Source organism: Shewanella sp., from assembly GCF_013214165.1.
Lineage (GTDB): Bacteria > Pseudomonadota > Gammaproteobacteria > Enterobacterales > Shewanellaceae > Shewanella.
This window is the reverse complement of sequence record NZ_JABSSM010000050.1, coordinates 1-15,814: the sequence shown is the minus strand read 5'-3', so window position 1 is coordinate 15,814 and position 15,814 is coordinate 1. Positions and strand designations below refer to the sequence as shown.

The 15,814-nt window shown below is 45.6% G+C and carries 13 protein-coding genes; 4 read left to right on the top strand and 9 right to left on the bottom strand.

Translation table 11 applies throughout. From position 1 onward, the window contains the following. Positions 1–110: 110 nt before the first annotated feature. Positions 111–1,046, bottom strand: coding sequence for a patatin-like phospholipase RssA (rssA, locus tag HRU42_RS14245; RefSeq protein WP_295031989.1), 936 nt, complete (start codon positions 1,044–1,046; stop codon positions 111–113). 475 nt (positions 1,047–1,521) lie between these two features. Here rssA and HRU42_RS14240 point away from each other — a divergent pair, with 475 nt between their 5' ends. The 3 genes from HRU42_RS14240 to HRU42_RS14230 all read left to right on the top strand — a co-directional run bounded on the left by HRU42_RS14240 (position 1,522) and on the right by HRU42_RS14230 (position 4,021). Continuing rightward, positions 1,522–2,859: a DEAD/DEAH box helicase gene (locus HRU42_RS14240; RefSeq protein ID WP_295031988.1), complete on the top strand. Its 1,338-nt coding sequence runs from the start codon at positions 1,522–1,524 to the stop codon at positions 2,857–2,859. A gap of 105 nt (positions 2,860–2,964) precedes the next feature. Continuing rightward, positions 2,965–3,423 carry a DUF3010 family protein gene (locus HRU42_RS14235; protein ID WP_295031987.1) on the top strand — a complete coding sequence of 153 codons (459 nt, stop codon included), beginning with the start codon at positions 2,965–2,967 and terminating at the stop codon, positions 3,421–3,423. Between the two features lie 88 nt (positions 3,424–3,511). Further along, complete coding sequence (locus HRU42_RS14230; protein ID WP_295031986.1) at positions 3,512–4,021, top strand: M48 family metallopeptidase; 510 nt, start codon at positions 3,512–3,514, stop codon at positions 4,019–4,021. A 104-nt stretch (positions 4,022–4,125) separates the two neighbouring features. Here the strand turns inward: HRU42_RS14230 and HRU42_RS14225 are convergent, their stop codons facing one another. The 4 genes from HRU42_RS14225 to HRU42_RS14210 form a co-directional block, all read right to left on the bottom strand. Continuing rightward, positions 4,126–4,440: a transporter substrate-binding domain-containing protein gene (locus HRU42_RS14225; protein ID WP_367227187.1), complete on the bottom strand. Its 315-nt coding sequence runs from the start codon at positions 4,438–4,440 to the stop codon at positions 4,126–4,128. Between the two features lie 39 nt (positions 4,441–4,479). After that, positions 4,480–5,796: a peptidoglycan DD-metalloendopeptidase family protein gene (locus HRU42_RS14220; RefSeq protein ID WP_295031984.1), complete on the bottom strand. Its 1,317-nt coding sequence runs from the start codon at positions 5,794–5,796 to the stop codon at positions 4,480–4,482. A gap of 305 nt (positions 5,797–6,101) precedes the next feature. After that, positions 6,102–9,158 (bottom strand): SMC family ATPase, encoded by a 3,057-nt coding sequence (locus HRU42_RS14215; RefSeq protein ID WP_295031983.1) that lies wholly within the window; start codon positions 9,156–9,158, stop codon positions 6,102–6,104. Continuing rightward, entirely contained in the window at positions 9,155–10,300 is a 1,146-nt protein-coding gene (locus HRU42_RS14210) for an exonuclease SbcCD subunit D (RefSeq protein ID WP_295031982.1), read from the bottom strand. Before HRU42_RS14210 ends, HRU42_RS14215 begins: the two co-directional genes overlap by 4 nt. Positions 10,301–10,734: 434 nt before the next feature. Between HRU42_RS14210 and HRU42_RS14205 the strand changes: the two genes are divergently transcribed. Next, complete coding sequence (locus HRU42_RS14205) at positions 10,735–11,997, top strand: valine--pyruvate transaminase (protein ID WP_295031981.1); 1,263 nt, start codon at positions 10,735–10,737, stop codon at positions 11,995–11,997. A gap of 1,062 nt (positions 11,998–13,059) precedes the next feature. Here HRU42_RS14205 and HRU42_RS14200 read toward each other — a convergent pair. The 4 genes from HRU42_RS14200 to HRU42_RS14185 all read right to left on the bottom strand — a co-directional run. Beyond that, on the bottom strand, positions 13,060–13,491 hold the full coding sequence (locus HRU42_RS14200; protein WP_295031980.1) for a bifunctional diaminohydroxyphosphoribosylaminopyrimidine deaminase/5-amino-6-(5-phosphoribosylamino)uracil reductase RibD: 432 nt from the start codon (positions 13,489–13,491) through the stop codon (positions 13,060–13,062). Positions 13,492–13,609: 118 nt separating this feature from the next. Next, entirely contained in the window at positions 13,610–13,858 is a 249-nt protein-coding gene (locus tag HRU42_RS14195; RefSeq protein WP_295031979.1) for a hypothetical protein, read from the bottom strand. Between the two features lie 814 nt (positions 13,859–14,672). After that, entirely contained in the window at positions 14,673–15,383 is a 711-nt protein-coding gene (locus HRU42_RS14190; RefSeq protein ID WP_295031978.1) for a LytTR family DNA-binding domain-containing protein, read from the bottom strand. Beyond that, the coding region (locus HRU42_RS14185; RefSeq protein WP_367227186.1) for a sensor histidine kinase at positions 15,383–15,814 on the bottom strand (432 nt) is incomplete at its 5' end. The genes HRU42_RS14185 and HRU42_RS14190, both read right to left, overlap by 1 nt.

The window sequence follows — 15,814 nt, the reverse complement described above, 5'->3', positions numbered from 1 at the left end:
TGATATTTTAAATGCTAGAAATTTAACCGGGCCTGAATAGGCCCTTTTTGTATCTACATGCTCTTGAGAATATGGCAGCCCAGCCGTGTCCAGTTTCAGTTAATTCTGGTTTAACACTTGCTCAATATCGCATCAATCTGATGCCTGGCCTGCTTTACCGCCAACTCACCTGCCGTTATGGCCTCTTCAGCACGATGAAATTCCATGGTGCCTATATCACCGAGATCTGGGATCAGGCAGATATCCGGTGGATCGCCCATGAGTCTGGCGCGTTTATGGCGCTGCTCGAGAATATCCATCGATTGTGACATCACCGCCAACATGCCAGGATCTGAGCGGCTGCCCATGCTAAATTTATCACTAAGGTGGCTAACATATTCCCGACCTCGAGCCAGCAGGTCCATAAAACCAGTGTCTTGATGTGCCTGTGCTTTGACACTCTCCTCGAGTGATGGCTTATTGCAGGTCATGTCCACAGGCAAGACCTGCATTCGGTCACGGCGCTGACCGTTAAGATCTACCGCGATGACCACATCTACGCCCATGGCTCGGCTAACGGATACGGGAACCGGGTTGACCACGGCGCCATCCACCAGCCAACGTTCACCGACTTTAACTGGCGCCAATATGCCGGGCATGGAGCAGGAAGCGCGAATGGCATGACGAAGATCTCCCTCCCTGAACCAGATCTCCTGTCCCGAATAGAGATCGGTTGCAACGGCAATCATGGGCTTTTTAAGATCTTCTATCTGTAGATCGCCTATTCGGCTCTGAATCACATCGAAGACCTTATCGCCTCCGATCAAGCCTCCTTTACGCCAACTCAGATCCATCAGGCCTAAGACATCCCAGCTGGAGAAACTTCTCACCCAATGTTCGATTTCATCTAGCTGGTCATTGGCATAAGCGGCGCCGACAACCGCGCCGATTGAGCAACCCGACACTTTATCAGGATATATCCCCATCTCGGCCAGCCCATTGAGCACGCCAATATGAGCCCACCCCTTGGCCGCACCACTGCCCAGTGCGATTCCTATTGTTGCCATTCATTCTCTCCAAAGCAATTTTTCTGGATGTAAAAAACCGATGTGAACTATTACACACTCAAGGAGCTTATCCCAAATAGCATAAACCAGTATGAAGAATAATTAACACGATTCAAGTTCTCGGCGACTTCAAGCAAACGATGCGTCTGCACAGGCACTTGGAAGTCGAAATGTACTGCCTCTACCAGCGGACAAAGCTGCGCTCAATACATAGTTTATCTAATAAGAACACCTGAATATTTAAAGCGTAAGCCATCAAAAAAACAAAGAAATTATAATCATCAAGCTTATTTCCTTACTCATTATTTTTACCTGATGAGTGAGATCTAAGCAGAAATGCACACTGATTAGGTCGCGATAAACTCTTGCCTTCGGTTAAAGAGCATACAAACCAATCACGATTTCATGATGTTTATGGCCCAAGCTAGTAAAGTCAGGTTATAATACGCAGTCAAATCAAACTTGGAGTACACCTTTGCAATTTACCGATTTTTCACTGGATAAACGTCTGTTAGATACGCTCGATCATATGGGCATTGAAACGCCTACAGAGATCCAGCAGCAGGCTATACCAGTAGGTCTGTCAGGCAAAGACCTGATGGCGTCATCAAAAACAGGCTCAGGTAAAACCTTAGCGTTTTTGTTACCGGCGATGCAGAGGATAATTTCGACTAGGGCATTGAGTAAAAAAGATCCTAGAGTATTGATTTTATTGCCTACACGGGAACTTGCCAACCAGGTTTATGGCCAGCTTCGTTTGTTAGTCGCCAACACTCAATACAAGGCGATGAAGATATTAGGCGGTGAGAACTTTAACGATCAGGCAAAATTACTGTCTCGTGACCCACACTTTGTGGTGGCGACTCCGGGTCGCTTAGCGGATCATCTCGCGCAGCATCATTTACATTTAAACGGCCTCGAACTGCTTATCTTAGATGAAGCCGACCGTATGCTAGATCTCGGCTTTGCCGAACAGCTAAAAGCCATTAACAAGGCCGCCGATCATAAACGTCGCCAAACCTTGATGTTTTCGGCCACCTTAGATCATGGTCTGATTAATGATATTGCCGCCGAATTACTCAAGTCTCCTGAGCATGTGGATATCGGCGCGGGTAATATCGAAAACCTAGATATTACCCAACGCATCTATCTTGCGGATCACCTAGATCACAAGGAAGCCTTGCTCGACAATATCTTAAACCATGAGACTCAAAAGCAGATCATCATCTTCACCGCGACACGTGAAGATACCGACAGGTTAGCGACTAAATTAGCCGCATCCGGACACAAGACCGCATCACTAAGCGGTAACTTGAAGCAGAGTGCCCGCAACCAGATCATGGATCAATTTAGCCGCGGCCTGCAAAAAATATTAGTCACCACAGATATTGCATCACGAGGACTCGATCTTCTCAATGTCTCCCTGGTAATTAACTTCGACATGCCAAAATTTGCCGAAGAGTATGTCCACAGAATTGGTCGTACGGGCCGTGCTGGGGCTAAGGGTGATGCCATCTCTTTCGTCGGCCCTAAAGATTGGCTCAGCTTCAAGCAAATACAGGTGTTCCTGCGTAAGACATTTGAATTCACGGTTATCGATGGTTTAGCCGCTAAATTCTCTGGTTTGAAAGATAAGCCAAAAACCGACAAGAGAACTAAGGCAACAGCCAAGAAAACCACGGCAAACAAAGCTAAGCGCAAGGCTAAGCCTAAGCCTAAGAAGCAAGATAAGCGCTTTATCACGGGTATCGATGTCGGTGATGCTCCTATGCTAAGAAAGCCAAAATCAAAACTTCAGGAAACACCTGAGTAAACTAAACAGTTAAAGAGTCGCTAAATACGTTTGGCGGCTGAGTATCAATTTACGATCATCAGCTAAGGTAACATAGCGTGATCAAGAATATTTTTAAGGGTTAACATGAGAGTTTGTGGCGTAGAGTTAAAAGGCGGTGAAGCGGTAATTAGCCTGTTGAGCTATGAAGGTGAGACATTTAATATACCAGATTGTCGTCAGCAATCATTCATCATTTCACATTCAGAAACGACCGAATCGATTCGTGATTTTCAATTCACTTTTAAGAAGTTAATGGAAGATTACCATGTCGATAAAATCGTGATCATCGCACGTGAGCAGAAAGGTAAACTGGCCGGTAGTGCCACCAGCTTCAAGGTAGAAGCCGCCATTCAGCTGCTCGACTTGCCGGTTATCTTAATTTCGCCTGTGACAGTCAAAGAGCGCCTGAAGCGCAATCCACCTCAGGTTGATTTCGAAGGTCTGGGGCTAAAGCGTTTCCAGAAGCCTGCATTTGATGCGGCATATGCTTACCATAATCAGCATATTTTTAATGTTTGGGGTGAAGACCCATCAGACAGCTAAGTTTTATGCCTGAAGCTGCTAAGTGAATATGAGGGCTAAACGCCCTCTTTTTTATGCCTTTAAAAAACAACTTATATCAGATTACCTCATGGAAAATCAGCTTAAATACCTCAAGGGTTACCGCCAAGAAATACAAGATCAAGTGGCTAGCTTACTTGAAAATGGCAAACTTCAGTCTGTGTTGTTGAGCCGTCATGGGAATATTCACAATATTCGTACCGACAAGGCCCTATACGATTACACCATAGCAATAAAGAACCGCTACCTACGTAAGTCTCAGCCGCTGTCGAAAGTCCAATATGACGATAAAATTTCCCTCAGCCATCAGGCATTGGGATTACACTCCTTCGTGTCCCGAGTTCAAGGCCGTAAGACTAAGGCCAAGAATGAAATTCGCATTTCATCTCGGTTAAAACGTGTCCCTGAATCTCTGCTAAGAATGGTGGTAGTTCACGAGTTGGCGCATCTCAAAGAGAAAGATCACAACAAGGCCTTCTATCAGCTCTGCTGTCATATGGAGGGGGATTACCATCAGTTGGAGTTTGATCTTAGGCTGTTACTCACCTTAGTCGAACACGATCAGAACCCCTACGGCTAATGCCCTTGGCTGCACTCATCTTGCAATACCCATAGAGATAAAGGCTGTATTTCATGCTCAAGCCTTATCAAGGATAACCTTTCATGAATTTGCCTTGTTGTCGGCTAAAATGACAAGACTGCAGAGCCTAGGTAATGCTCGAAGATCTGTTTGTATTGCTCACTCTCCATAAATCCAGGTAACTCGCGATCGAATGCGTCTCTAAGCGCCTCATCATGAAAGGCGGCGCTGGCAGGAACCGGAGCTAACAGTGGGTGCTCGGTAAAAATAGACACCTCTCTGGATTTGTCATTAAGGCGATAGAAGTAATAAAAGATATATTTATCGATCACGGCAAAGTCATAACGCCCTTTTGCTAACAATTCCGCCATATTCGCCATATCCGAAAGCTCTTTATAATAATGTCCCTTGCTAAGCACCTCGAAATCGGGGCACAAACGACTGAATCTCAAGCAGAATTAAGACTGACCCATCATCATCTTACGCACCTTGACCAGGTGCTCAAACTCGGTCATCTGCTTTTTAGACAGCTTACTGGACATAGGAATATTGGCTTTCATTGGGTTCACAGGACGACCATTAACATGAAACTCATAATGGAGATGCGGGCCGGTTATGCGCCCCGTTTTTCCCGAGAGGGCTATGATCTGGCCCCGAGTAACACGTTGTCCTTTATGAACTAAGGCTTTCGACAAGTGCAGATAGCGCGTTCGGTACTTATTACCATGCTGTATCACCACATATTTACCGGCATACCTATGGTTAGTCACCAGGGTGACAATACCATCACCGGGAGCGATGACCTTAGTACCAATTGGCGTGGCGAAATCGGTCCCATTATGAGGGGACGTCCGCCCTGTCACTGGGTGATGGCGATGACGATTAAAGCGTGAACTGATACGGTAGTTCTTCAACAGTGGAATACGCTGAAATGCACGTGACAGGCTGCGGCCCTGATCATCGTAAAAATTACCATCGCTATTTTGAAAGGCGGTAATGTCGCTGCGACCACGATGAATGGTGATGCCTAAGATATCACTGGCACCCGTAGCCGTACCATCGATAAACTGATCGTTCATCAATACCGAGAATCGGTCACCCGCACGAAGATCCCGAGCGAAATTGAGTTTCTCTTTTAGCAGAGACTCGATGCGTTGGATCTCTCCAGCGTTCAAGCCTATCTTCTTGGCCGACACATAGAAAGACCCATGGATCTCGCCTGAGACACTGCGATTGCGCCAGATCCCTTCGATATTAATAACATCGGCATTGAAACTGTCGTCATCGAAGCGAGTAAACACCACTCGATGTGCCGCAGAGAAGTAGAGTTCTAATTTTTCAAGTTCTCCCTTGTCATCGAGCCAAAACTTTATCTGGTTACCCGGCTTTAATGTATCTAATGCCAACACATTCAAGTCGGCCTCTAATACCCGGTACATGGTCTGTTGATCCACGCTAGCCTGCATGAAGAGTCCACTCAGCGTATCGCCACTGGTGATGTCATGAATAAAATTTGGCCTTGTGCTGGTGTCGTCGACTTGAGTCGTAGGTGTAAGCTGAGCAATCAAGGTCTCGATATCTAAATCGATCGGAATGCGCTGGGGCATAGATTCATTATTCGTCGGCCATAGAATGGCCGCGGCTATGATGAGCCCCCCGCCCAGCATCACTTTTTTGTTAAAATTAGACTCTTGTAAAGACAAGAAGGCCTGAATATTCGCTAGAGGTGACTTTACAAAAGCAACCTTAAGAAATGAAAATTTACCCGTTCGCAACTTCTAGCCCCATCTAACTGATTTTGTTTTAGTGAAAAAACCTGATCCTTCCTGTCAATAAAGTGTCAATCCGTTGGGGCCAACAATGTAAATATAGCTATATCAGCATGTTACATGGAGATTCAAGTTTTCGCGTAAGTTGGCTTGTTTATCGATGAGATAAACAATTGTGATAATTTATACAAAATCAAACCAAAGTACAAACTGATCGACTAGAGAATTTTAAATAATTATTTTAATGTGATTTAAATGGCATTGGCGCCCTCTCACGAAACAGCACCAATGCATTAATTAACTGACGTCATTTAAGGAAGCACGATAACCGTTTCACTGCCTCGGGCTGTCTTGATGATATCGATGCGGGTGCCTATCTGCTCCTTCATCTCGGAGACATGGGAGATGACCCCTATCATGCGGCCGGAAGATTGCAGATCCATCAAGGTGCGGATCGCTAAATCCAGCGAGTCTTGATCTAAGCTGCCAAATCCCTCATCGATAAACAGGGTATCTAGCTTAATCCCACCGGCATAGGCCTGCACGACCTCTGATAATCCCAGCGCCATCGAAAGCGCAGCCATAAAGCTCTCACCGCCGCTCAATGTCGCCACAGGGCGCACCTTAGAGGTGTAAGCATCTTCCACCTCGAGATCAAGCCCTGAAGCCTTATTGCCCTTGGCCCTATCCTCTTTACGTATCAGTCGGTAACGCCCCTTACTCATCATCTGTAATCTATGACTCGCCTCGAGCAGCACATCATCGAGCAACACACTCAAGACGAAACGCTGTAAGCTGATCTTGTTGCCTGTCTGGCCATTAGCAACATCAGATAAGGTACCGATAATGGCGTACTCATCTTCTAGTTTCTTGGCCTGATAGTCGGCGTCCTTTAACTGCTTTTGAGTCTGAGTCAATTGAGTGACTCGGCTCTGGATGAGTTGCCAGCTATGCTCAGCCGCTTGCAGCTGTGTCTGACTCGTCGCCACTCGCGCCTCAACATCGATTAATTGCGGCTTTACTTGCCCGTCAAGCTTGTCAGTTATCTGAGCTAGGGTCGTTTGATTGGCGATACAGTCCTGCTGATACCTAGCGATGCCATCGGCTATAGCTTTAAGCGCTTCACTGGATAACAAGGCATGGGTTAATGCTTGCTTATCACTAAAACCTGAACTCGATAATTGGCTTTTTAACTCCCCATGAGCCTCATTACTTAGCTCCCTTGCCTGAGCAAAGTTGGACACAGCAGCGGCTAAAGCTGCAGACTGCGCAGCATCTTGCTCCAGCGCTTGTGTATGAGATTGACGTATGCTGTTTATCGTTTGCTGTAGCGTCTTAACATGGGACCTAGCTTGGCTTATCGCACTATCAAGTACCTCTAAGCTATGATATTGCTCGGGGATAGCAGCTGAAGCTTGCGCCACTTGTCCTTTCAGACTCGATAGGTGATTCTGCAGCTTTTGAAAATGCTCTCGTTCGGCATCGAGCCGCGTTTGCAGCTCCCTCTCCTTCGATTGCCAGTTTTGTATTTGCTGCCTTAGCTGAATCAATTGCTGAGCGGCAGTATTGGCTTTGGTAAGCTGCTGCTGTAACGCCTGCAATTGTGACTGCAAGTGTGCGAGGGGTTGAGTACTGGAGTCGCCAATTCTTTGCTGGAGTTCATCTAATTGCTGCAACTGCACTTGATATTGAGTATTTAAGCCTGAATAATCGGCTCTAGCTTGGTTAAGGGCTTCATTGGCCAACTCTTCAAATCGCTGAGCCTGTTGCAGCTCCTCTTCAGTTGGCAGTTGCTGCTCACTTTGAGCGGGATTAGGATGTTCGACGCTGCCACATACCAGACACGGCAGCCCAGGACTAAGCTGCAATGCTAAACTGGCTGCTTGGCCACGATGCCAGATCAGCTGCAGTTGTCGGTGGCTCGTTTGCGCTTCGCTACAACGCGACTTGAGTTGTTGGCCTTTATCTTTCGCCTGTTTCAAGGCCTGTTCAGTATGACTCGCTTCGATACTCGCCTTTTGCCACTGCTGATAACGCTCAATCAAGTCATCTTGAGCCGTGACAGCTTGCTGGGCATCGAGCTGCTTGCTAGCCACTTCTTCTAACAGAAAGATGTCTTGCTCTGCGGCATATTTCTCAGCTGCTAGAGCGTCTAATACTCGCTTCTCTTTAATCCCCTTTTCTTTGGCTTTATCACGTTCACTTGTTGCCTGACTGAACGATTTTTGTAGATCATCTAATCCTTGTAGCTGAGGCTCCAATTGAATTAATTTTTGCTCTTCATTCCGTTCTCGTTGCAGTTTGAGATCTAACTCGGCCAATGAGTCAAACTTGCTGCGGCTCAAGGCCAATGCCTGCTCACTGCTGTCCTTAGCCGATTGGATTCGAGTCAGGCTATCTTGAGCTTGAACAACTTCTGTTTCACGCGCTAATGAAACATCTAACACAGGTTTTAATTGCTGCGCCTTTTGACCGTTTTCTAGCCTGGTCCTGTCTTGAACAATCGCCTTTTTTTGCTCAGCTAATACAGCAGCCGACTGTTGCAATTTATCCAGAGCGTCGAAATCATGGGTCAGTAACTTGGCCGACTCAAACTGCTTATTAGCATCGATAAAGACAAGGCTCGCCTTGTCTTTACTCTCAACGGCTTGAGTTAATTTAGGTGACAGCTCATCCAGCTCAGCATTTAACGCTTCATCAGACTCGAGAGCAATATTGTCCAGTATGCCATCGCGTCTGTTGCGGTGATCACGCACCGCAGTGCGGATGGCAGAAGCCTGAAACTTGAGTTTATCTTCAATCTTGCGATAAATTTGAGTCTGGAACAGCTGACTGAATATCTTCTCTCTGTCTTTAGAGTCTGCCATCAGCAGTTCGCGAAACTTACCCTGGGGCAAGACCATCACCTGACGGAACTGGTCGGCATCCAGACCTGTGAGCTGTTCAATTTCAGCAGTAGCCTCAGAGACCTTACTCGCCACCAGCAGATGCTCGCTACCGTCACTGTCGATACGATACAGCTGAGCCTCAGGTTTCTGCACCGTGTAACCGGCACCACTTTTCTTGGCCCTTTGTTGCTCTGGAACGCGGCGAATGCGGTATTGAATATCACCCAGGGCAAAACTAAACGTCACCTCGGTGAGTAGACTGTCAACGGCGAGATCGCAGCGCATCTGACTGCCCTCACGCTCATCACCTGTCGTCTTACCGTATAGGGCGAAACAGATGGCATCCAGCAGCGTGGTTTTACCCGCGCCAGTCGGGCCGTTGATCAAAAATAATGGATTGGTGCCCAGCGCCGCAAAATCGGTTTCTTGGATCGAGGCGAAGGGGCCAAAGGCCGACATCAGCAGTTTTAATGGCCTCATGATGTACTCTCCACTTTGTGTAACTCATCGATTGTGGCTGTCATCGCCTGTTGCTGGCCCTCTGTCATTGGCGCACCGGATACCTGAGAGAAAAAATCACTGAACATATCTAGCTCGCCCTTCTTAATATGATCTCGGCTAAGCGCAACCTTGCCGTTATCCGCCATCAAGCCCGTACGCTCTAAGTGGAGCACATTAGGGTATACGCTTCTTAGCTTACCCATGGCATCTAATATGGCGGTTTTATCTAACAACCTCACCATCAGGTAATCTTCACGATTGACGTCTGTTTTTCCTTGCTCGAGTAACGCGGCTAACTCCCCTTCGATGATGCGCACATCTCTATAAGCCTTGAGCGGTAAAAGACTGATATTTGCCACGCCCAGAGGATCTAATTCGACCAAGGTGACTGATTTATTTTGATGCTGCTCACTGAAAGAGTACTTAAGCATGGAACCTGAATACCTGACATGCTCAGCCCCCTTATACTGAGGCCCATGGAGATGACCCAGAGCCACGTAATTAAACGGGGTAAATAAACTTGGAGAAATTCTATCCGCGCCGCCTATGCTTAACGGACGCTCAGACTCAGACTCACTGCCACCATCGAGAAAACAGTGGCTGATCACCACCTTAGGTAGGCCTTGGCTATCATGAATATGTACCTGCTCAAGCAATTTAACCATGGCCTCCTCATGACCCGTCACTTCACAATCGAACACATGGCGCACAGTGGCAGGATCGGCGTAGGGCAAGCCATAGAACACGGCATCGCCATTCTTACCCGCAAGCGTAATAGTGGCGATATCTTTACTCAGTGGGCCTATGATATGCAAGCCACTCTCTGTCATCTGCCTCGAGGCAAAGCCAAGACGCTCATGGCCATCATGATTACCCGCGATCATGATAATGGGGATCTTAAGTTCATTAACGAGACGATTCACCACCTCATCGAGCAGCGCCACGGCATTCGCCGGTGGAATAGACCTGTCATAGATGTCACCGGCAACAATCACAGCATCGACGTCATGTTCGACGGCAAACTCGACGATCTGATTTAACACCAAGCGCTGATCTTCGAGCAAATTCTGGTTATGCAGCTGCCTGCCGATATGCCAGTCAGAAGTGTGGATAAATTTCATGCTTTCTCGTTTAACAATGGGGGGAGATAGTGGAGAGTTTCTAGTTTGGCTATAGTAAGAAAACTCGACCCGTTTCACAAGTATCCTAACCACTAGCGCGATAACAAACAATGTACCACTCTGATAATAACGGGCTAAGTCTCTTTTGGTGGATTCATTAACCGAAAAAACCACTATTGCCAGTATCTATGGGGCTATGGGCTTCGATGATTGGCGGTCATATGATGACTGTGTCACCTCCTCATTCTAGAGCGGCGATCTCTTATTTAGCCTTTAAAACAATCAAGTAAACCAATAAATACTGACACTTTTTTGCCAAAACCTTGATGAAGTCGAAAGAAGTCACTTAAAAATGAAATAATGGGTGCGTTTTTCGCTGAAAATTGTTACTAAAGGCACTCTAAGCTATTTCGATATTTTCAAGTGTGGGTGTCATGCAGTATTCAAAGTTTGGTGAAAAATTTAATCGTAACTCCGGCATTAATCAATTGATGAATGATCTCAATGAAGGGCTACGCACGCCAGGCGCCATAATGTTGGGTGGGGGCAACCCTGCCACTATTCCGGCGATGCAGGATTACTTTCACCAAGCAGCAAGCGAGATGCTGGCAAACGGTGAGCTGGTAGCGGCATTAAGTAATTATGATGGGCCGCAAGGTAAAGACACCTTCTTAAAAGCCTTGGCTGACTTGTTACGAGACACTTATGGTTGGGACATCAGCGAGAAAAATATCAGCCTGACCAATGGTAGCCAGAGTGCCTTCTTCTACCTGTTTAATCTGCTTGCAGGCAAGCAAGTTGATGGCAGCCATAAGAAGATACTGTTGCCACTTGCACCCGAGTATATCGGCTACAATGATGCCGGACTTGATGATGATATATTTGTCTCTTACCGCCCCGAAATCGAGATGCTAGATAACCGCATATTTAAATATCATGTGGACTTTGAGCAGCTGAAAGTGGATGACTCGGTAGCGGCTATATGTGTCTCAAGACCAACAAACCCCACAGGTAATGTACTCACTGATGACGAAGTCGCTAAATTAGATCAACTCGCACGTGATAATGGCATTCCCCTAATCATAGATAACGCTTATGGCACCCCGTTCCCGAATATCATCTTCGAAGAAGTGACACCATTTTGGAACAGCAACACCATATTGTGTATGAGCTTATCCAAATTGGGTTTACCCGGCGTACGCTGCGGCATCGTGATTGCCAATGAGGAGGTAACGAAGGCACTGACCAATCTTAATGGCATTATCAGCCTAGCCCCGGGTGGGTTTGGTCCTGCAATTGCCAAGCACATGATTGAATCAGGCGACTTATTACGTTTAAGCGAATCTGTGATCAAACCTTTTTATAAAGAAAAGTCAGAGTTTGCACTGTCTTTGCTGCAGCAGTCCATCAGCGATAGTAGATTCAAAATTCATAAGCCCGAAGGCGCCATGTTCCTCTGGCTCTGGTTTGATGAACTCCCCATTACCACCATGGAACTCTATGCAAGATTAAAGGCGCGCGGTGTGTTGATAGTACCCGGAGAGTATTTCTTCTTTGGCCAAGAGGACCAGTCTGAAGGAAAGTGGGAGCATGCTCATCAATGCTTACGGATGAACTATGTCCAAGATGAAGCCAAGATGCGCGATGGTATTGCCATCATAGCCGAGGAAGTTGAGAAGGCTTACGCCCAAGACTAAGTTACTTGTCAGATAACAAGTTTCAAATATCTTGATTGGGTTCATTTAGCGGTTTTGCTGTTTGGCTGGATGCCGTGACTTAGCTGTTATCTAACGCCTGCCCGGCGAGGGATGTGCACTCTTTATTTTGAGAAGGTTCTGCGACACGGCGCCCCCTCTATTGACGGAAAGGGGCCCTATAGCCTCTGCGACAGCATCTGACCACCATGGACGGTGGAAATGCCATAAAATGTATGGAACATTTTAGGCCTTGCTGTCGAAGGTCACAGCCGCGTTCACACCAGCTATGGCTTAGAAAAAGGTGCTGCTTCGATTTGAATTTTACTGGCATGTAGCTCACTTTTGGACAAAAGCTTGTTTACTTGTCGGATAACAAGTTACTGAAATATCCGTTGTGGGTTCATTGGGCGGGTTTTGTTATCTGATTAGCTTCATGGTTATCTATCACCTGCCGTGGGCTTAGTGCAAACACTTCTGTGACACGCTGTAAATACGTCCATGTAAGCTCTACGAAAACATCCCTGTTTTCGAAGGTCACAGCCGCGTTCACACCTGAGTATTTATTTCTTCGATTTTAGTTTTCAGGGGGTCTGAAACTCATTTGTGGGAAAATCTTGTTTACTTGTCGGATAACAAGTTACTGAAATATCTGTTGTGGGTTCATTGGGCGGGTTTTGTTGTTTGGCTGGTTTTATGAATGCCATAACTTCATGGTTATCTATCACCTGCCGTGGGTGCTGTACAGGATGTATGAATGTCGTGATCACATGGTCAGAGATGTTCCCTACATCTCAAGACATTTCCCATATCCCTATGGGTCAGATGTGAATGAACGTCCTTAAGTGCAAACACTTCAGTGACACGGCACAATATAGCCTCTGCGACAGCAAACAACGTCCGTGTTTAGCTGCCAGTTCGATATCCCTATCTCTCGCTCGGATAGTTTCACGTAGTGAAACCTCGCCATGCTGTCGAAGGTCACAGCCGCGTTCACACCTGAGTGTTTACTTCTTCGATTTGAGTTCTACTGGCTTGTGACTCACTTCAGGACAGAAAGGTTAGTTATGACTTTCCAAGATAAGGAGAGAGAAATTCACTAACCTCTTTAGAAGCAACACCAATATCGACTTTTATGCCTTCCTTTTCTAGCGTTTGAATACCCTTTCCATTATTCCTAAGATCAGGGTCTAAAATGGCAACTACAACTCTCTTAATACCTGATTTTACAAGAGTAGAAGCGCATGCGGGAGTTCTACCAATAAATGAGCAAGGTTCAAGAGTAACGTATGCAGTCACTCGCTCCATAGGGCCATCATAAACACTGAGAGCTTCGATCTCAGCATGCTTGTCACCAATTTTCTGTGTATAACCTTCGGCAATTATTTGTTCATCGAGAACTAGCACGCAGCCTACTGGGGGGTTAGGTTGGCATTCAGGCAAAGCTGTCCGAGATATCTTCAATGCTCGAAGCATAAATTTCTTATCTAGATCCATCTTAATAATCCTTTTAAACTTTCGCCATACATTAACAAATGTATGGCGAAAGTGATGTAGAAAGATAATCTTACTGGCGAAGATAACAAGGAAAGGGGCAAAGGTAAGTTGGATTGGTTCATATCGGGTGATGTTCATCCTCATATTCTTCAACAAAAGAAATGAGCTTTTCAAGCTCATCACCTTCTGGCGTATTAAGCTCAGCATCTAATAAGGCTTCAATTCTTTTTAGTGCCGTTGTGTAATCACTTTCAGACGCTTTTAACCCCATCTCGGTTAGTGAGGCTGAAGCTAGCTCATTGGCATGAGTATTATAGGGGGTTAACCCTTCTACGAGTTCGCTTTCTGAATATATTTTCTTGCTCACAATCTCCCATAGGACAATACATTAGTTAGAGTATAGCAAAATCAATGCCTCACTTTTATTAGCTATCAAGCTCGTAACAAACTTTGGGGCATTTCTGAGTTAGCTACCCACCAACAAAACCCAAATCGAAGAGGAGAATAACCGAGTGTAGATGCGGCTGCGAGCTTCCAAAAAAGGGACTTTTTGGCAGAGCCTACAGGGACTGTACTCGCGGCGTCTCGCAGAAGTATCTGCACATACCCCGCTGGGAAGCGATAGGTTACCAAGAAGGGTCGACCTTCAAAAAATATCCCAATACCAAATCAGCTAGAAGCTAAATCAGAAAATGTAACCAGTCTTCATTCGAAGGCTAGCACGTTTTGGGGCACTTCCGTGTTAGCTAACTAATAAATATAACTTAAATCGAAGAGAGAAAATCGGTCAATGTAGATGCGGCTGCGAGCTTCGATGACATGGAAGTCATCGCAGAGCCTATAGGGACATATTCACGGCGTCTCGTAGAAGTATCTGCATATAAGCGAGCCGCAGGCTATAGATAACCATCAAGGTAAAAATTATAAACACACTACCCAATACCAAATCAGCCAAAAGTTAAATCAGAAAATGTAACCAGTCTTCATTCGAAGGCTAGCACGTTTTGGGGCAGAAGCCTGTTAGATTATTTGCTCTAATGCGGGTAACTCAGATAAGAAAAAGTATCTGAATTTTATTCGAAATCCCTAATTAGTTCCGACACCTTTATCCTTTATCCTTACTGTTTATATTCTTTATTTTGTGGGGATTCGTCAGACACTGAACCCACTTGTTATTAACGCTATAGGCTCAACATATTCTTAAACCGATTTGAATGCCGCCGCGACACTTCAACCTCAACATTGCCCTGAAGTAATATTCTCAAGTTGCCATTAAACCAAGGTTCAACACTGACAATAAAATTCAAGTTGATAATTTGTTGCCGATTGGCTCGAAAAAATGTAGATTTTGGCAAGCGTTCTTCTAGTTGATTAAGAGACTTATGGATTAAAGGGCTGTTACCTTCAAAATGCACTTTAGTATAGTTAGTACAGCTCTCAAACACGCTGATGTTTACTAGTTTTGCCATCCAACAAGACTCGCCATCTTTGATAAACACAGAGCTCTTCATATCTAGTGGTAGTGCGATAACGTCTTCTTTTTTACCTCTGCTTAAACATTTTGCTACCGCGTCAGCTAAACGTGATGGTTCAATTGGCTTCAAGATGTAATCGACTGCATCATATTCAAAAGATCTCACCGCATACTGGTCGTAAGCCGTGGTAAAGATGATTTGAGGTGAATAATCCAATCGTTCGAGTAATTCAAACCCATTAAGACCTGGCATTTGTATGTCTAGAAACAGTAAATCAGGCCGCCTTGCATTGATTAATTCAATGGCCGCTGTAGGTTCACCGCTTTCACCAATGAGATCTATTTCGCTAAACGGCTTCAATAAACGCGTTAACTCAACTCTAGCCAAACGAGAGTCTTCGATAATCATGGCTTTCATCAGCGCTCTCCTATCGTTAATGGCAGTTTAATGGAGGCTTCCACTCTACACTCCTGTGGTTGTTCAATTAATTCAAATTGCGCCATATCACCATAGAGTAGATCTAACCGTCGACGAATATTGACTAATCCAACGCCTATATTTGCACTTGCTTCGGGGTCCATGTGAGCAGAGAGGATCTTACCCGGATTAGAGACTTTGATGATCAACATACAGTCCTGTTGGATGACCGATAAGGTGAGTTTCCCTCCTCCTTCCACTGTGCTGATCCCGTGCTTTACCGCATTTTCTATCATGATCTGAATGACCATAGGCGGAATTTTGATATCATCTGAATCTAACTGGATCTTGCTGCTAAAATCCAAACGCTCTTCATATTGAATCTTAGCTAATTCTATAAAGTGATTCACAACTTCAAGCTCTTTATCAAT

What these genes read in the sequence shown, in the direction of transcription:
- HRU42_RS14200 (WP_295031980.1), bottom strand. Translation starts at nt 13,491, where the DNA reads ATGGATCTAGATAAGAAATTTATGCTTCGAGCATTGAAGATATCTCGG.
- HRU42_RS14215 (WP_295031983.1), bottom strand. Translation starts at nt 9,158, where the DNA reads ATGAGGCCATTAAAACTGCTGATGTCGGCCTTTGGCCCCTTCGCCTCG.
- rssA (WP_295031989.1), bottom strand. Translation starts at nt 1,046, where the DNA reads ATGGCAACAATAGGAATCGCACTGGGCAGTGGTGCGGCCAAGGGGTGG.
- HRU42_RS14205 (WP_295031981.1), top strand. Translation starts at nt 10,735, where the DNA reads ATGCAGTATTCAAAGTTTGGTGAAAAATTTAATCGTAACTCCGGCATT.
- HRU42_RS14210 (WP_295031982.1), bottom strand. Translation starts at nt 10,300, where the DNA reads ATGAAATTTATCCACACTTCTGACTGGCATATCGGCAGGCAGCTGCAT.
- HRU42_RS14190 (WP_295031978.1), bottom strand. Translation starts at nt 15,383, where the DNA reads ATGAAAGCCATGATTATCGAAGACTCTCGTTTGGCTAGAGTTGAGTTA.
- HRU42_RS14235 (WP_295031987.1), top strand. Translation starts at nt 2,965, where the DNA reads ATGAGAGTTTGTGGCGTAGAGTTAAAAGGCGGTGAAGCGGTAATTAGC.
- HRU42_RS14230 (WP_295031986.1), top strand. Translation starts at nt 3,512, where the DNA reads ATGGAAAATCAGCTTAAATACCTCAAGGGTTACCGCCAAGAAATACAA.